This window comes from Anaerobacillus sp. QJM3NY_32, from assembly GCF_056173645.1.
In genome coordinates this window covers 1,910,748-1,925,881 of the sequence record NZ_CM149684.1, presented here as the reverse complement: position 1 = coordinate 1,925,881, position 15,134 = coordinate 1,910,748, and the positions used below count along the sequence as shown (strand labels likewise).

The following is a 15,134-nucleotide window of genomic DNA, read 5'->3' as shown; positions in this document are numbered from 1 at the left end:
TTTTTAGGTGATTTGCCAATAGAAAACCGAACATTTATTCGTCTTTTTTTTATTTTCTACCCTATTGACTTTTCACGTCCCGATTATTATAACTTGATAAAAAAAGAAAGAAGAACGATCAGCCCCGGTAGTGAAGCTGATCGTTCTATTTTATACTCTGCTTTTTTGTGGTTTAGCTGGTTCAAGGTGGATTGATTTACCATCAATACCGCCAGCTCGAAGCGCTTCATAGACGAATGGTGCAACGTCTTCGTGCACTTCAAAGAATGAGAATTTCTCAAAAATATCAATGCGGCCAACAGACTCTGTATCAACGCCAGCCATCACAGAAAGCTCACTTAAAAGTTTCTTTGGATGAAGATCAATATTACGTCCTACATTTAAGAAGAAACGAACCATTCCATTCTGACCGCCTGTTTCACCAAAGTTATATTCGGAAGGAGTCGTGTTCTGCTTCTGCTGAATGGCGTTTTCAAGGAAAGCTTGAACAAGATCTTCTGCGTTATATTTAGCTAAAAGAAGCTCGGTTGTTTCACGAGCAGTCGAATCAGACTTTTGCTTTTTCAACTGCTTTTCAACAGATTTTACAATGTTATCAAGATCAACCGTTTCATCCTGAAGCGGCTCAGCAGATAGGTTCAATTTGATTTTTGATTCAATGGATTGAAGGAAACGCATGTCTTTAGGCGTTACGAGCGTTAACGCAATTCCTTTGTTCCCAGCGCGACCTGTACGTCCAATACGGTGAACATAGCGTTCTGGGTCCTCAGGTATATCATAGTTGATCACGTGACTAACGTGAGCAACGTCAATTCCACGAGCTGCGATATCTGTTGCAACAAGGAAATTCACTTGAGATTTTCTAAAGAGATTCATTACCTTCGAACGCTGCTGTTGCGTTAAATCTCCGTGAAGTTCTTCTGCTCGATAGCCACGCTTTTTCAATGACTCTGTTACTTGAGCTGCCCCTTTTTTTGTTTTGGTAAAAATAATGCCGAGGCGAATGTCTTCACTTTCGATGACGCGACAAAGCGTATCGAATTTATCACTTTCAAATGTTCTGTAATAAACCTGCTCTACCGTATCCGCTGTTATATCTCCTTTAGAAACGGAAATCGTAAGTGGATTCTTCAAATATTTGCTGGAGAGCTTACGGATTGGTGCAGGAATTGTAGCTGAGAATAAGAGCGACTGGCGATTAGCCGGCAGCTGCTTGAAAATAAGTTCAATATCATCAATAAAGCCCATATCAAGCATTTCATCTGCTTCATCTAAAATAGCTGTATGAACGTTATCTGTGCGAAGTGTTTTACGTTTCAAGTGATCGAGCATGCGTCCTGGTGTTCCTACAACTATGTTAACGCCTCTCTTTAATGCACGGATTTGATGATAGATTGGCTCCCCACCGTAAACGGCAAGAACATTTAACCCTTTGTATTTAGAAAGCTTCTGAAGCTCAGTCGCAACCTGCATAGCAAGCTCACGTGTTGGTGTGAGAATGATGGCTTCAGGTCCTCCGATTTTTTTCACTTTTTCAATAACAGGAATACCAAAAGCAGCTGTTTTTCCTGTACCGGTCTGCGCCTGACCGATCATATCTCTACCTTCTAAAATTGGTTCAAGTGCTTTCTCCTGAATCGGAGTCGCTTCTTTGAAACCAAGTTCGAGCACAGCTTTTCTAACTTCATTTGACAATGCAAAGTCTTCAAAATTCTTCATACGTACGTTATTCACCTTTCTAACTTCAATAATGTATTCAATCCATGATTCACAGTGCGTTTACGGATGGCATGACGGTTCCCTGCAAGATTGAGGGCGACCACTTTCTCACCAGATGGTGCTGCAACACCAATAAACACTGTTCCAGGTTCTTTCCCTTCACTAGGATCTGGACCTGCAACACCTGTGAAACTGATGCCGACATCGGTTTTATATCTCTCTTTTACGCTTCTAGCGAGTTCAATTGCACATTGTTCGCTTACGGCACCGTATGCTTCTAGTGTCTCATTTGATACGCCGATCTCGCGCTTTACTTCGTTAGAGTAACACACAACCCCACCATAGAAAAGTGATGACGCTCCAGGGAGATCCGTTATTTCCTGACTAAACATACCGCCTGTAAGGCTTTCTGCTGTTGATATAGACCAATCACGGTCGCTAAGAAGTGAGAAGACTTCTTTTGCGAGTGTTGTCTCTCCATAGCCATATAAATAGGAGCCTACACGTGCATCAATTAATTTTTCTGTTTCATCAATTAACTTATCCGCTTCTTGTTTAGTGTCGGCTTTAGCTGTCAATCGAAGCGTAACTTCCCATTCCCCAGCTAGCGGGGCAATCGTCGGGTTCGTTTGCTGATCAATCAGATCTTCTAGCTCTGTTTCAAGCCTTGACTCTCCAATGCCAAAGAATCGAAGCACGCGGGATACAATCGTATCACCTTGCTTCAACTGACCAAGTAAATAGGGTTCAGCATAGTTCGTGAACATGGGATAGAGCTCTTTAGGTGGTCCTGGAAAAAGCATATATGTGTGGTTGTTAGCCGTAACAGCCATACCCGGGGCCATACCATTGTCGTTACGAAGTACTGTAGCTCCGTCTAACACGAGCGCTTGCTTGCGATTATTCTCTGACATGGGAGCGCCCGTTTTTTTATAGTAATCCTGGATGTTTTCCATTGCTTCTTCGTTATAGACTAATTTTTTATTTAAAGTACTAGCAATCGTCTCTTTCGTTAGATCATCTTTAGTAGGTCCAAGGCCACCTGTGAAAATCAACAAATCAGAGCGAGACTCTGCAACTTCAATAACTTGTTTTAATCGTTCACTGTTATCACCGACGGCTGTATGGTAAAAAACATTAATACCAAGATCAGCCAAACGAGTTGAGATGAATTTTGCATTTGTGTTGGCGATTTGTCCAAGTAGTAACTCTGAACCGATTCCAATAATTTCTGCATTCATTTTGTAACCATCCCTTCTATCCGAAGCAAGGTGTTTCCTTGTTTCCATAGCTCATAATTTCTCTACACCTATTATACATTGGTTTACCTTTAACGTATAAGGAAGCGCCTTGAAAACAATGGGAAATTTACCTATTCGATCGCTTATTCGCTTATTAAAGAGGTTTCAAAAGGGAACAGATTAATCTGTTCCCCTAGGGTGTTAACGTGATTTAAGTAGTACCTGACGATTTTTAGAAAAGTAATCCCACCCAGAATAAACTGTAATAATAAGTGCTGCCCATAGCGAAATCGTTGCAAAAGGAAAACCAATCGCTTCGAATGGCACATTTTCAATTAACAAAGCAATGATCGCGATAATTTGGATCCATGTTTTTAACTTACCAAGGTTGCTTGCCGCTAGTACTTCTCCTTCTGAAGAAGCAACTAGCCTAAGCCCTGTGACCGCAAATTCACGACTAAGAATAACGACAACAATCCATGCTGGCGCAGCACCGAGCTCAACAAGCGAGACAAAGGCTGACGTAACGAGCAGTTTATCAGCCAGAGGATCCAGGAATTTCCCAAGATTCGTGACAAGGTTATGCTTTCTAGCTATGTAGCCGTCAATCCAATCGGTTACTGAGGCGAAAATAAAGATCGCTGTAGCAACTAAATGGGAATTTAGCAAGACAGCTCCCGCTATTTCTGTTTCACCAAGCGGTAAGGGCGCTAGAAGAAAAATTAGAAATACAGGAATTAAAAAAATGCGTGATACTGTAATTTTATTAGGCAAATTCAAGTGTGTTCCTCCTAAATGTCATTTAACCTATCAGATCATGTGATAAGGGGTAGCCACTTTCTTCAACAGTTTTCATTAGCTGTAAGATGCGTACCAATTCCCCTCACTAAATCGTATTCTATTCTAACACTGTTTCTTTCATGCAGAAAGGAAAACTTCACCATTACCAATCGTAAGAAAAGGAGTCATCTAATCAAGATGACTCCTTTAACTTACTCGGCTTTTTTGAAATTGAACGTCACATTTTGAACAACAGGTTCTTTTGGAATCTTAATCTTTTCCCCGTTTACAAACACAGCGACATTTGGCGAACTCCCTAAACGAAGTGTTGCTGAAGCTTCACTTGATAAGTCTTCCGTCACGTCTTTCCCTTTGGCAAGACTTTCATATACGTACTTCTTATCACTAGCGCCAGTTAGAGCGACCCAACTACTGCCTGATGCTTCTAACTTCACTTCAAACTTCTCTGCATTCGTAATCTCATACGTAGAACGATCAGCGCTGCTGTCTACCTTCTTAATTTCCATTTCAGGGGCAGGCTCTTCTTCAGGTTCTTCAGCAGGCTCTTCTTTTTCCTTTTCTTCATCTTCTTTCGGTTCCTCTTCAGGTTTCTCAGAAGATGCATCGTTTTCAGAGTCGCTCACTTCATCTGAATCAGGTGCACTGCCGCTGTTCTCATCGCTAGAAATTTGTTCCTCCGCCTGGTTTGTTGTAGCATTCTGGTTTGTCGTTTGATCACCGCTTTGGACGACATACCAGATCAATGCTGCCACGCCTACTATCAACAAAATGACAAGTATAGACGGAAATACGGAAGACCATTTGGAAGAAGCTGATGAAGATTTGCTTGGCTGAGATGGCCTTCTCATTTTCCTTGGTGGTAAACTCTCCGGCACATCTGCACTTGCTTTAGGGATCTCTGAAGCATATTCCTCAAGAAATTCCTCTCCGTTAAAGCCAACTGCTTCCGCATAGTTTTTAATAAATGCACGCGTATAAAAATTACCTGGAAGCAGTTCGTAATTTCCTTCTTCAATCGCATGAAGATAGCGTTTCTGAATCTTTGTAATGGACTGAATTTCCTCGATTGATAATCCCTTATCGCTTCGAGCCTCTTTCAGACGTTGACCTAGCTCTGTCAATGAAAAACACCTACCAATTAGTTAAAGTCTAAGCTTGAAAATCCAGAAGATTGATTTTCAATTACCTGATATGTAATTTCTTGTTCCGGATCGTCTCGCAATTCAATTATATAATCAAAATCGTTCATCGTATACTCTGTTTCTTGAACAAATATATCAGGATGCTCGACAACCTTTGTTGCTGGGAGCCTCATAATATCACGAAGCACCTGCCAATGCCGTTCAGATGCTCGTCTCGCAGATACAATCCCATCAATTAAAAAGATATGATCACTGTTAAGTTCATCGTCAGCGACTTGCGTTCGAACCGTTTGTTTCAACATCGTTGAAGATAAAAACACCCAACGCTTGTTCGCACAAACACTTGAAGCAACGATCGACTCAGTTTTGCCAACACGCGGCATCCCTCTTATTCCAACAAGCTTATGACCATCTTGTTTAAAAATTTCTGCTAGAAAATCAACAAGTAGTCCAAGCTCGTCTCGAATAAAACGAAACGTTTTCTTGTCATCCGCATCACGCTGTATGTACCTACCATGCCGAACAGCAAGACGATCTCGCAATTTCGGTTCTCGCATCTTTGTTACAGTAATATTGTCCATTGTATTTAAAATAGATTCCAAACGCTCAATTTGCTGAATTTCATCAACCAGAAGAAGCAAGCCTCTTCGCATATCATCGACACCATTAATCGTAATAATGTTAATGCCTAGCATTCCTAATAAGGACGCCACGTCTCCAAGAAGACCCGGTCTGTTTTTATGAATTTCATATTCAAGATACCATTCTTTCTTCTCCATATGCCAACTCCTTTAGCCACAAATTTCCTATGTTCCTTTAATCATAAATGATTTTCATAAAGGTTAAAAGAGATGAATCGGGATTTTATTTACTTTTCTTACATCATTTGTTCCATTTCATAGAAAAAGAAGGGTGTTTAGACACCCTCCTTCTGTAAAAAATTATTTATCTTTCGTTTTGAACGAGCTTAACCATCATATTTGCGATCGCATGCTGTTCTTCTTCGCTAGCTACATGCCATAAGTCAGCAAGAAGCTGTTCTTGATCATTTTTCGCTTTTACTCCATCAGCAAGGTATCCGCCGATCTGGTAAGCAACATCTGAGACAACTTCCTGAGAAAGTCCTTGCTGTTCGCCCTGATTTAAGCGATCGTGCAAGAACCCTTTCCACGAATCAAAATTATCTAGTACAGACATCTATATCCCTCCTTTATCAAGTCATCACCTATATGTTGTCTCGAAGGAAAGGACATTATGCATCGTTTTTTACAGCCAGGCACCATCAACTGAAATAATTTGACCGCTTATGTAAGAAGCTTGATCGGAATCTAAAAAGGTAATAAGCGATGCCACTTCCTCAGGTTGTCCAGGTCGTCCCATTGGAATGTCATCAATTAACAATTGTTCGTCCTCTCCTGTCAAACGGGCATTCATTTTCGTTGCAATATAGCCTGGTGCCACAGCGTTCACTCGTATTCCGCTTGGACCTAACTCCTTCGCAAGACCCTTTACAAACGCATTTAGTCCGCCTTTAACAGAAGAATAAACAACTTCACATGAAGCGCCTGATAATCCAAACACAGAAGAAACAATAATAATTGAACCGCTTTTCTTTCGAACCATTTCATTGATATAGTGCTTTGCAAGCTTAATGGACGAGGTTAATTGCAGCTGAATCATTGCTTCAATTTCTGTATCGGACATATCAGTTAATAAACCAAAAAAACTGTTGCCAGCGTTTAGAATAAGGGTGTCGATGCCCTGTACTTGCTCTGTTAAGTGACGCGCTCCATCCTTACTAGCTAAATCCGCCTGTACTGGAAATAAATTCGCCTCGGGATAAGCTGCCTTTAATTCAAAAAGAGAACGTTCATTTTTGTGATAATGAGCGTATACCCGCTCCCCTTTATGAATATATGCAGCAGCAATGGCCTTGCCAACCCCGCCGCTCGCCCCGGTTATTAAAACATCTTTCACTAAGTATCTCCCTTTCTTTAAACTCATCTCATCACTAATTTTTAATTTAATGATCAGTGAAAAAGCACCCAGTTGGGTGCTTTCTAGGATTTTGGGACGACCTGACATACTGTAAATGATTCTTCAGCAAAGTGTCCCTTAACCGCCTCTTCAATGTCTTTCGCTGTAATTGACTCAAGCATTGGAACAACTTCAAATAAATCCATGTCATTAAAGCGATAGCGTGTGAACTGATTCGCAATAAACTCTGGAGAATTTAATGCTCGTAAGAAACTACCGATCTTTTTCTTACGAATTCGCTCGAGCTGATCTGTATCAACTGACTCATTCTTAAACGATTGTATCATTGAAAACAAACGATCTGCTAGCTCATCTGGTGAGCTTGTATTGCTTCCTAAGATGGAGAAACCGAATTTCTCTTCTTCTGTAAAATCATACGAAAAGCTCTGATCAATAAGTCCTTCATTATAAAGCTTCTCGTAATTCTCCGAGCTCTGTCCGAACATCAAATCAAGCGCAAGATTAATGGAAAGCTCGTGCTTCAGAAGGTCCTCCCCCTGACGCCCTGGATTTGGTTCTTTAAATCCAACGAGGCACTTCGCCACTTGTACAGACATCGGAAGAACTTTCTTCTTCTCTGCCACCTTTTGAGGTTCCTCATCAAAAAATCGTTCAATCGGTGGCTGATCTTTGTAAGATTTCGCCGCCTGATTTTTCTCTACAAAGGACATGATTTCATTCGGTTCCACGGCACCAACAACAAATAGCACCATATTTGATGGATGATAGAATGTTTCATAGCACGTATATAAAGATTCCTTCGTGATTTTGGCGATGGATTCGATCGTCCCAGCAATATCAATTTTAACAGGATGATGGTGGAACATATTTTCAATCACACCAAAATACGCTCGCCAGTCGGAATTGTCATTATACATTTCAATTTCCTGACCGATAATCCCCTTTTCCTTTTCAACACTTTGGTCACTAAAGTACGGATCTTGAACAAAATTAACAAGTGTTTCAAGGTTTTGCATCACGTTCTGTGTTGTTGAAAACAAGTAGGCCGTGCGTGTAAACGACGTAAAGGCATTTGATGAGGCACCTTGTTTACTAAAATCTTGAAACACATCCCGATCTTCCTTCTCAAACATTTTGTGCTCAAGGAAGTGAGCAATGCCATCGGGAACTTGAACATTCTCCGAACCGTTTAATGGTACGAAATGATTATCAACCGAACCATATTTTGTCGTAAACGTTGCATAAGTTTTGTTAAAACCTTTTTTCGGAAGGACATACACATCAAGTCCGTTGTCCATCGTTTGGTGGTAAAGAGTCTCCTGTAGTTGGTTAAATGGAATAGTTTTCATGATTAAGCCTCCTCGCCTTTTAAGAAATAAACGGTATCAAGCTTAACCTTATCCGCAACTGCTAAAATGTCCTCTTTAGTTACAGCTTCGACTCCGTCGAGCCACTCCTCAATGGTGCGTAGCTTTTGAGAAACGACACCATGGTAAAGAAGTTCCACCATGCCCTTCGCATCATCGACGGTTTCAAGCAGCTGATTACGAATCATTGTTTTCGTTTGCTTCATTTCTTCTTCATTAAATTCGCCATTTCTCATCGCTGTAAGCTGTTCTTTAATGATATCAACCGTTTTCTTATAGTTTTTAAATTCAATTCCTGACATCACGATAATTAAACCTTTGTGGCTTTCATAACGTGAAGCTGCATAATAAGCGAGACTTTCTTTCTCACGTACGTTTCGGAACAGCTTAGAATGCGAGAAACCACCAAACATACCGTTAAACACTTGAAGAGCAAAATATTCATCGTCAGCATACCCAACGCCTGAACGAAAGCCCATGTGAAGCTTTCCTTGCTTAATTTCCTGTGTTTCTAAAATTTCTTTCTCTTCTACATCAAGTGACGCTTTTTGTGTCGCCTCAGAGCCACGATCGGTTCGTTCTTTAAAAGGAAATAGTTCCTTAACGACCTCTTCAGCATGAACTCCCTCTAAATTGCCAACTAAATAAAGATCAATCTCATCTTCAGCACACACTTTTTTGTAGAAATCATAAAGAGATTTAGCCGTTACGCGATCGACTTCTTCTTTCTCCCCATATACATGAAGTCCAAACGCTTCGTTTGGAAACATTTCTTGCGTAAGTCTCATATTAGCAAAACGCATCTTATCATCATAAATAGACTGAATGCGCTGTTTCATCGTACGCTTTTCTTTATCCACAATAGAAGAATCAAAACTAGTTCCATCCGTTTTTGGATTCATGATTACTTCTGAAAGGAGAGAAAGAGCTTTTTTGAACAAAGGTTCATCTTCCGAAAGGAACTTCTCATTCGCAAAATCCATCCGGAACGTCATAATATGAAAATCGCCCTTCTTAGCAAGATCCACACCAAGCGTTGCACCATAAAGCTTCTCAAGCTCAGTCCTCACTGCTTTAGACGAAGGATAATTCTCCGTCCCGCTTTGCAACACATGAGGCAAAAGAGCCCTCTCCGTTACCGTCTCTTCAGTCAAACGCGCCTTAAATTGAACCACTACCGTTGTTGTTTTATATTTATCCGTTTGTATCCTATGTAGCGTCAAACCGCCGCACGAGGTTTTCTCATGAGGGATAATAGCCATTGACCTCACTCCTTTTTAAAATCCATTAACTACCATCAGAGGAAACTGAAACTTACCCCCTTTATACCATAGTATGTGTAATAGTGTAAGCAATTAGTACTTTTTAAAAGAAAAGCGAAGACGAGCGTTTAGAAACGGAGATATTGGAGCTCTTGAACTAGAACACGCTTTTTGTGTTCTGGTGAAAGAGTGAAATATCGCAGTTTCTGCGAGTCGTAGCTAGACACGAAAAGCGGAAGCCTCCGTTTAGACCCGGCAGGCACTGGAGCCTTTCAAAATGAACACGGTCTTTGTGTTCAGGTTGAAAGGTGAAGTGACCGAGGGTCTGGAGGCTGCAGCTAGACACGAAAAGCAGAAGTGAGCGGTTAGACACGACAGGCACTGGAGCCCTATAAATTGAACACGGTCTTTGTGTTCGAGTTATAGGGCGAAGTGACCAAGTGTCTGCTCACTGCAGCTGGACACGAAAAGCGAAGACGAGCGTTTAGAAACAGAGATATTGGAGCTCTTGAACTAGAACACGCTTTTTGTGTTCTGGTGAAAGAGTGAAATATCGCAGTTTCTGCGAGTCGTAGCTAGACAAGAAAAGCGAAGACGAGCGTTTAGAAACGGAGATATTGGAGCTCTTGAACTAGAACACGCTTTTTGTGTTCATTTTTTTGGCTGAAGCGATCGAGAGGCTGGGCGATGCAGCTAGGAACGCTTAAAAACAAAGATTAAAATCCTAGAACCATCCCCCCCCCAAAAAAACTACTCATACGAAAAAGCTCTCCGTTTTCACGAAGAGCTTCGCCCCGACGTTATCGCTTTCCTTTCTCATACGGCTCGCCAATCGCTTTTGGCGCATCCGCTCGTCCAACTAGACCTGCAAGGGCAAGAATAGTTAAAACATAAGGAGAGATTAGAAGATAAACTTCTGGAATTTCTTTTAAACCAGGAATCTGCTGTCCAGTAATACTGAGCGACTGAGCAAGACCGAAGAAAAGGGCTGCTCCCATTGCGCCAAGCGGATGCCACTTCCCAAAGATCATAGCAGCAAGTGCCATAAAACCTTGTCCAGAAATCGTTGCGTGGCTAAAGTTACCGGCAATCGATGTCGCATAAACTGCACCACCAAGACCAGCAAACCCACCACTTAGCATAACCGCTACATAGCGCATTTTTGTCACGTTGATTCCCATCGTATCAGCAGCCATCGGGTGCTCCCCAACAGAGCGAAGACGAAGACCAAACGGCGTTTTATAGAGAACCCACCATACGACGAATGCTAGCACGATCGCAATGTATGACGTATAATACGCACTTGAGAAAAACAATGGTCCAATAAACGGAATGTCACTTAAGAAAGGCACATCCGTTTTATAAATACGTTCCTGAATAATTGGCGTTTGACCAGCGTCAAAGATTTTCTTCACAAGGAAGATTGCAAGACCAGCAGCTAGGAAGTTAAGGGCTACACCACTTACAACCTGATCAGCTTTAAGCGAAATACTTGCAACAGCGTGAAGCAAGGAGAACAGCATTCCAACGATAATCGCTACAACAAGTGAAAACCAAGGTGAAGCTGCCCCCATTCCCCACTGTTCGCCTAGAATTGTAAATAACGCACCCGTGAAAGCCCCCATTAACATTAAGCCTTCTAGTCCAATGTTAACAACACCTGACCGTTCACTGAATACTCCACCAAGAGCAGTGAAAATCAGGGGAGCTGCTGAAAAAATAGCGGCAGGAATAATGAGCTGAAGAATCTGCATGAAATCCATTAAATTTTCCCCCTTTTGCTCACCCTGTTGCTGATCCAGTGAATCAAGTAACTGGATGCGACAAAGAAAATAATCATCGCAATCACGATTTCAACTAACTGTGTTGGTACCTGTGCCACAGACTGCATGTTGAGAGCTCCAATTTTCAGTCCCCCAAATAACGCTGAAGCAAGAACAACACCTAGTGCACCATTTGCACCAAGAAGCGCAACTGCGATTCCGTCAAATCCAACTCCTGTAAAGTCAGCCATAACGGTCATATAGCCGTATGTGCCAAGCCCTTCCATTGCCCCAGCTGCTCCTGCAAAAGCTCCGGAGATAACCATAGAAAGGACAATGTTGCGTTGAACATTAATTCCTGCATATTCTGAAGCATATTTATTAAAACCAACCGAGCGAAGTTCGTACCCTGTCGTCGTTTTCCAAAGAAGGAACCACATAATAATTGCTCCGATAATCGCCACTACAAAACCATAATGAAGACGTGAAAAATCCGTAATCGATTCTAGAAACGGAGATTGCAACGAAGCCGATGCATTAATTTGATCCGTTCGCTCGCCAGGAGCAAGTAAATACGTACGAATAATCGCGTTCACAACATGAAGGGCTACATAGTTCATCATGATCGTCGTAATAACTTCATGTACGTGATATTTTGCTTTCAAGAAACCAGGTACAAATGCCCAGAGAGCTCCGGCAAGACCTGCCGCTAAAATAGCGAGTGGAATGTGAACAATAGGACTTAGTCCTTCAAATTGTAAACCAATATAAACCGATGCAAGCCACCCAACTAATAGTTGGCCTTCTACTCCGATATTAAACAGCCCTGTACGGAAAGCAAACGCAACCGCTAGACCAGACAAAATAAGCGGCGTCATTTGCCGAACGGTTTCACCCATTACATACGTATTGGAGAATATCCCGTTAAACAATGCTGCGTAAGCAACAATCGGGTTGTATCCACTAACAAGCATAATAATACCGCCAACGAGTAATCCTAGAGCTACTGAAAGCAACGGCACTGTAATGCCAGACCATTTCCCTTTTAATAACTTCATGAAGTCTCACCAGCCTTTTTGCTCTTTGCACCAGCCATCAAAAGTCCAAGCTCTTGCTCAGTTGTTTCTTCTGGCTTGACGATCGCCACTATTTTCCCTTCATAAATAACCGCAATACGGTCACTCACATTCATAATTTCTTCAAGTTCGAAGGAAATAAGAAGAACTGCTTTTCCATTGTCACGTTCTTCTACTAATTTAGAGTGAATAAATTCAATCGCACCTACATCAAGTCCACGTGTAGGCTGTGCCGCAATCAATAGATTAGGACTTCGATCGATTTCACGTGCGATAATGGCCTTCTGCTGGTTCCCACCAGAAAGCGCACGAGCAGGCGTCATCTCACTTGGGGTCCGCACATCATACTCTTTAATTAATGATTTCGCCTTATCCATAATGGTTGAAAGATTTAAAATGCCATTTCTAGAGAAGGGTCTTTTATAATAGGTCTGAAGAACCATATTTTCGCCAATCGAAAAATCTAACACAAGCCCATGCTTATGCCTATCCTGTGGAATATGAGCAATACCGCTTTCCGTTACACGACGCGGTTTCCAATTTGTTATGTTTTTTCCGCTAAGATTGATACTTCCAGATTTTGATCTACGTAATCCTGTAATCGACTCAATTAATTCTGATTGTCCATTACCATCTACTCCTGCAATCCCGACAATTTCTCCTGCACGGACAGTTAAGTTCATACCGTTTACAACTGGTACTTTACGTGCATCTTCTACTACAAGGTTACTGATCTCAAGCGTTGCATTAGAAGGCTCTGAAGGCTTTTTCTGAATTGAAAAATTCACTTCACGTCCGACCATCATAGAAGCTAATTCATCCTGATTCGTATTCGCAACATCAACAGTACCGATCCCGACACCTCGACGAATAACAGTACAACGATCACTTACTTCCATAATTTCTTTCAGTTTGTGTGTAATCAGAATGATTGATTTCCCTTCAGAAATCAGCTTTTTCATAATTGTGATAAGTTCTTTAATCTCCTGAGGAGTTAACACTGCAGTAGGCTCGTCAAAAATTAAGATGTCTGCTCCACGGTATAGCGTTTTTAGAATTTCCACACGCTGCTGCATACCTACGGATATTTCTTCAATCTTCGCATTTGGATCGACTGCAAGACCATATTGCTTTGAAATAGCTTCTACATCTTTAGCAGCCTGCTTTAGATTAACCTGACCTTTAGCAGTTGGCTCATTCCCAAGAATAATATTCTCCGTTACGGTAAATTTTTCAACAAGCATAAAGTGCTGGTGAACCATTCCAATTCCGAGTTCATTCGCTACATTTGGATCTGTAATATTAACCTTCTTACCGCGAACGTGTATTTCGCCTTTTTCAGGCTGATAAAGACCAAACAAAACATTCATCAAGGTTGATTTCCCTGCGCCATTTTCACCAAGAAGGGCATGGATTTCCCCTTTTCTTAGCTGTAACGTAATATTGTCATTTGCCACAATCCCAGGAAATTCTTTACGGATATTTCTCATTTCAATGACGTATTCCATGTAGATGCCACTCCCTTATCCAAAGCATGAAACAAAGGCTAGTCTATGAAAATACTAGCCTTCGTCCCATATTTGGCTATAATGTAGGTGAGATTTCTAGAAATCCATCACGCTCAGAAAACGTAATGGACGATCTCTTATAGAGAGCTTTCGAATTCTTTGTACTCATCGTCAGTACTTGGAACTTCCAATTCGCCGCTCTGAATTTTCTCTTTATACTCTTCTACTTTTTGTAGTGCTTCTTCAGATACATTTTCTTGTGATTCAGCAATACCTACGCCATCTTCTTCAAGACCAAACTCTGTAACTTTTCCTCCTGGGAAGTCGCCGTCCATTGTTTGCTTGGAAACTTCAATAACAGCTGTATCCACACGCTTCACCATAGAAGTTAGCGTTACGTTCTCAGGCATTCCTTCTTCATGCTGATCACGGTCAACACCGATAACCCAAACTTTTTCACCGTTTTTCGCACGGTTCTTCGCTTCAGTGAATACGCCATTTCCTGTTCCGCCAGCAGCATGATAAATGATATCCGCGCCTTTATCATAAAGAGTACCTGCAATAGCCTGTCCTACTTCTGCTGCGTTGAAATCATCCGCATATTGTGTGAAGATCTCAGCATCAGGATTAACGGATTTCACTCCGGCTTTAAATCCACTCTCAAACTTCTTGATTAATTCAGAATCAACACCACCGATAAAACCAACTTTGTCAGTTTCAGATTGCATTCCAGCGATAACTCCTACTAAGAATGAACCCTGGTGCTCTTTGAAAGTAATACTTGCTACGTTCTCCATTGGCTCGCCATCTTCCGTTACAGCTACACTATCAACAAGAGCAAGCTGAGAATCTGGCTTTTGTGTTGCAATTGTTTGAATATCTTGTTGCATAAGGAATCCGATTCCGAAGATCAAATTATAATCTTCACGAATTAAGCCTGAAAGGTTTGGTTGGTAGTCACTTGCTGCAGTTGACTGAACATATTTAAAACCTTTGTCTTTCTCAAGTCCATTATCTTTTCCAAACTGCTGAAGACCTTCCCAAGCAGATTGGTTAAATGATTTATCATCCACACCGCCTGTATCAGTTACCATCGCAACTTTAAAGTCGCTGCTTTCGCCTTCACTGCCTCCGCCGCCAGAACTTTCATTATTCGTATCTCCCGTTCCACAAGCTGACAAAAGCGTACCTGCAGCTAATACAGCTGACAACATAAATCCGTACTTCTTCTTCATCTTAATCCCCCTAATGTTTTTT

The 15,134-nt window shown here is 41.5% G+C and carries 13 protein-coding genes; all 13 read right to left on the bottom strand.

The window, feature by feature from the left end; genetic code table 11:
• Positions 1–150: 150 nt before the first annotated feature.
• On the bottom strand, positions 151–1,719 hold the full coding sequence (locus AC0VYH_RS10255; protein ID WP_194221456.1) for a DEAD/DEAH box helicase: 1,569 nt from the start codon (positions 1,717–1,719) through the stop codon (positions 151–153).
• Positions 1,720–1,730: 11 nt separating this feature from the next.
• A complete protein-coding gene (locus AC0VYH_RS10250) occupies positions 1,731–2,960 on the bottom strand; it encodes a competence/damage-inducible protein A (RefSeq protein WP_475373723.1) in 1,230 nt (409 codons plus the stop codon).
• Between the two features lie 201 nt (positions 2,961–3,161).
• Positions 3,162–3,740, bottom strand: a complete 579-nt coding sequence (gene pgsA, locus AC0VYH_RS10245; protein ID WP_194221455.1) for a CDP-diacylglycerol--glycerol-3-phosphate 3-phosphatidyltransferase — start codon at positions 3,738–3,740, stop codon at positions 3,162–3,164.
• Between the two features lie 212 nt (positions 3,741–3,952).
• Positions 3,953–4,882 carry a helix-turn-helix domain-containing protein gene (locus AC0VYH_RS10240; RefSeq protein WP_430242600.1) on the bottom strand — a complete coding sequence of 310 codons (930 nt, stop codon included), beginning with the start codon at positions 4,880–4,882 and terminating at the stop codon, positions 3,953–3,955.
• 17 nt (positions 4,883–4,899) lie between these two features.
• On the bottom strand, positions 4,900–5,682 hold the full coding sequence (locus tag AC0VYH_RS10235; protein WP_194221453.1) for a YmfK family protein: 783 nt from the start codon (positions 5,680–5,682) through the stop codon (positions 4,900–4,902).
• Between the two features lie 166 nt (positions 5,683–5,848).
• Entirely contained in the window at positions 5,849–6,100 is a 252-nt protein-coding gene (locus tag AC0VYH_RS10230; protein ID WP_430242604.1) for a DUF3243 domain-containing protein, read from the bottom strand.
• A gap of 69 nt (positions 6,101–6,169) precedes the next feature.
• Entirely contained in the window at positions 6,170–6,880 is a 711-nt protein-coding gene (gene ymfI / locus AC0VYH_RS10225; protein ID WP_475373722.1) for an elongation factor P 5-aminopentanone reductase, read from the bottom strand.
• 83 nt (positions 6,881–6,963) lie between these two features.
• Positions 6,964–8,250 carry an EF-P 5-aminopentanol modification-associated protein YfmH gene (yfmH, locus tag AC0VYH_RS10220; RefSeq protein ID WP_194221450.1) on the bottom strand — a complete coding sequence of 429 codons (1,287 nt, stop codon included), beginning with the start codon at positions 8,248–8,250 and terminating at the stop codon, positions 6,964–6,966.
• Between the two features lie 2 nt (positions 8,251–8,252).
• Complete coding sequence (yfmF, locus tag AC0VYH_RS10215; protein WP_475367289.1) at positions 8,253–9,530, bottom strand: EF-P 5-aminopentanol modification-associated protein YfmF; 1,278 nt, start codon at positions 9,528–9,530, stop codon at positions 8,253–8,255.
• A gap of 800 nt (positions 9,531–10,330) precedes the next feature.
• Positions 10,331–11,293 (bottom strand): ABC transporter permease, encoded by a 963-nt coding sequence (locus AC0VYH_RS10210; protein ID WP_194221448.1) that lies wholly within the window; start codon positions 11,291–11,293, stop codon positions 10,331–10,333.
• Positions 11,293–12,351, bottom strand: coding sequence for an ABC transporter permease (locus AC0VYH_RS10205; RefSeq protein ID WP_194221447.1), 1,059 nt, complete (start codon positions 12,349–12,351; stop codon positions 11,293–11,295). Before AC0VYH_RS10205 ends, AC0VYH_RS10210 begins: the two co-directional genes overlap by 1 nt.
• Entirely contained in the window at positions 12,348–13,877 is a 1,530-nt protein-coding gene (locus AC0VYH_RS10200) for an ABC transporter ATP-binding protein (protein ID WP_475367287.1), read from the bottom strand. Before AC0VYH_RS10200 ends, AC0VYH_RS10205 begins: the two co-directional genes overlap by 4 nt.
• Positions 13,878–14,014: 137 nt before the next feature.
• Positions 14,015–15,112, bottom strand: a complete 1,098-nt coding sequence (locus AC0VYH_RS10195) for a BMP family lipoprotein (protein ID WP_430242620.1) — start codon at positions 15,110–15,112, stop codon at positions 14,015–14,017.
• Between the last annotated feature and the right edge of the window lie 22 nt (positions 15,113–15,134).

What these genes read in the sequence shown, in the direction of transcription:
- AC0VYH_RS10255 (WP_194221456.1), bottom strand. Translation starts at nt 1,719, where the DNA reads ATGAAGAATTTTGAAGACTTTGCATTGTCAAATGAAGTTAGAAAAGCT.
- yfmF (WP_475367289.1), bottom strand. Translation starts at nt 9,530, where the DNA reads ATGGCTATTATCCCTCATGAGAAAACCTCGTGCGGCGGTTTGACGCTA.
- AC0VYH_RS10210 (WP_194221448.1), bottom strand. Translation starts at nt 11,293, where the DNA reads ATGGATTTCATGCAGATTCTTCAGCTCATTATTCCTGCCGCTATTTTT.
- yfmH (WP_194221450.1), bottom strand. Translation starts at nt 8,250, where the DNA reads ATGAAAACTATTCCATTTAACCAACTACAGGAGACTCTTTACCACCAA.
- AC0VYH_RS10200 (WP_475367287.1), bottom strand. Translation starts at nt 13,877, where the DNA reads ATGGAATACGTCATTGAAATGAGAAATATCCGTAAAGAATTTCCTGGG.
- AC0VYH_RS10235 (WP_194221453.1), bottom strand. Translation starts at nt 5,682, where the DNA reads ATGGAGAAGAAAGAATGGTATCTTGAATATGAAATTCATAAAAACAGA.
- AC0VYH_RS10195 (WP_430242620.1), bottom strand. Translation starts at nt 15,112, where the DNA reads ATGAAGAAGAAGTACGGATTTATGTTGTCAGCTGTATTAGCTGCAGGT.
- AC0VYH_RS10205 (WP_194221447.1), bottom strand. Translation starts at nt 12,351, where the DNA reads ATGAAGTTATTAAAAGGGAAATGGTCTGGCATTACAGTGCCGTTGCTT.
- AC0VYH_RS10230 (WP_430242604.1), bottom strand. Translation starts at nt 6,100, where the DNA reads ATGTCTGTACTAGATAATTTTGATTCGTGGAAAGGGTTCTTGCACGAT.
- AC0VYH_RS10250 (WP_475373723.1), bottom strand. Translation starts at nt 2,960, where the DNA reads ATGAATGCAGAAATTATTGGAATCGGTTCAGAGTTACTACTTGGACAA.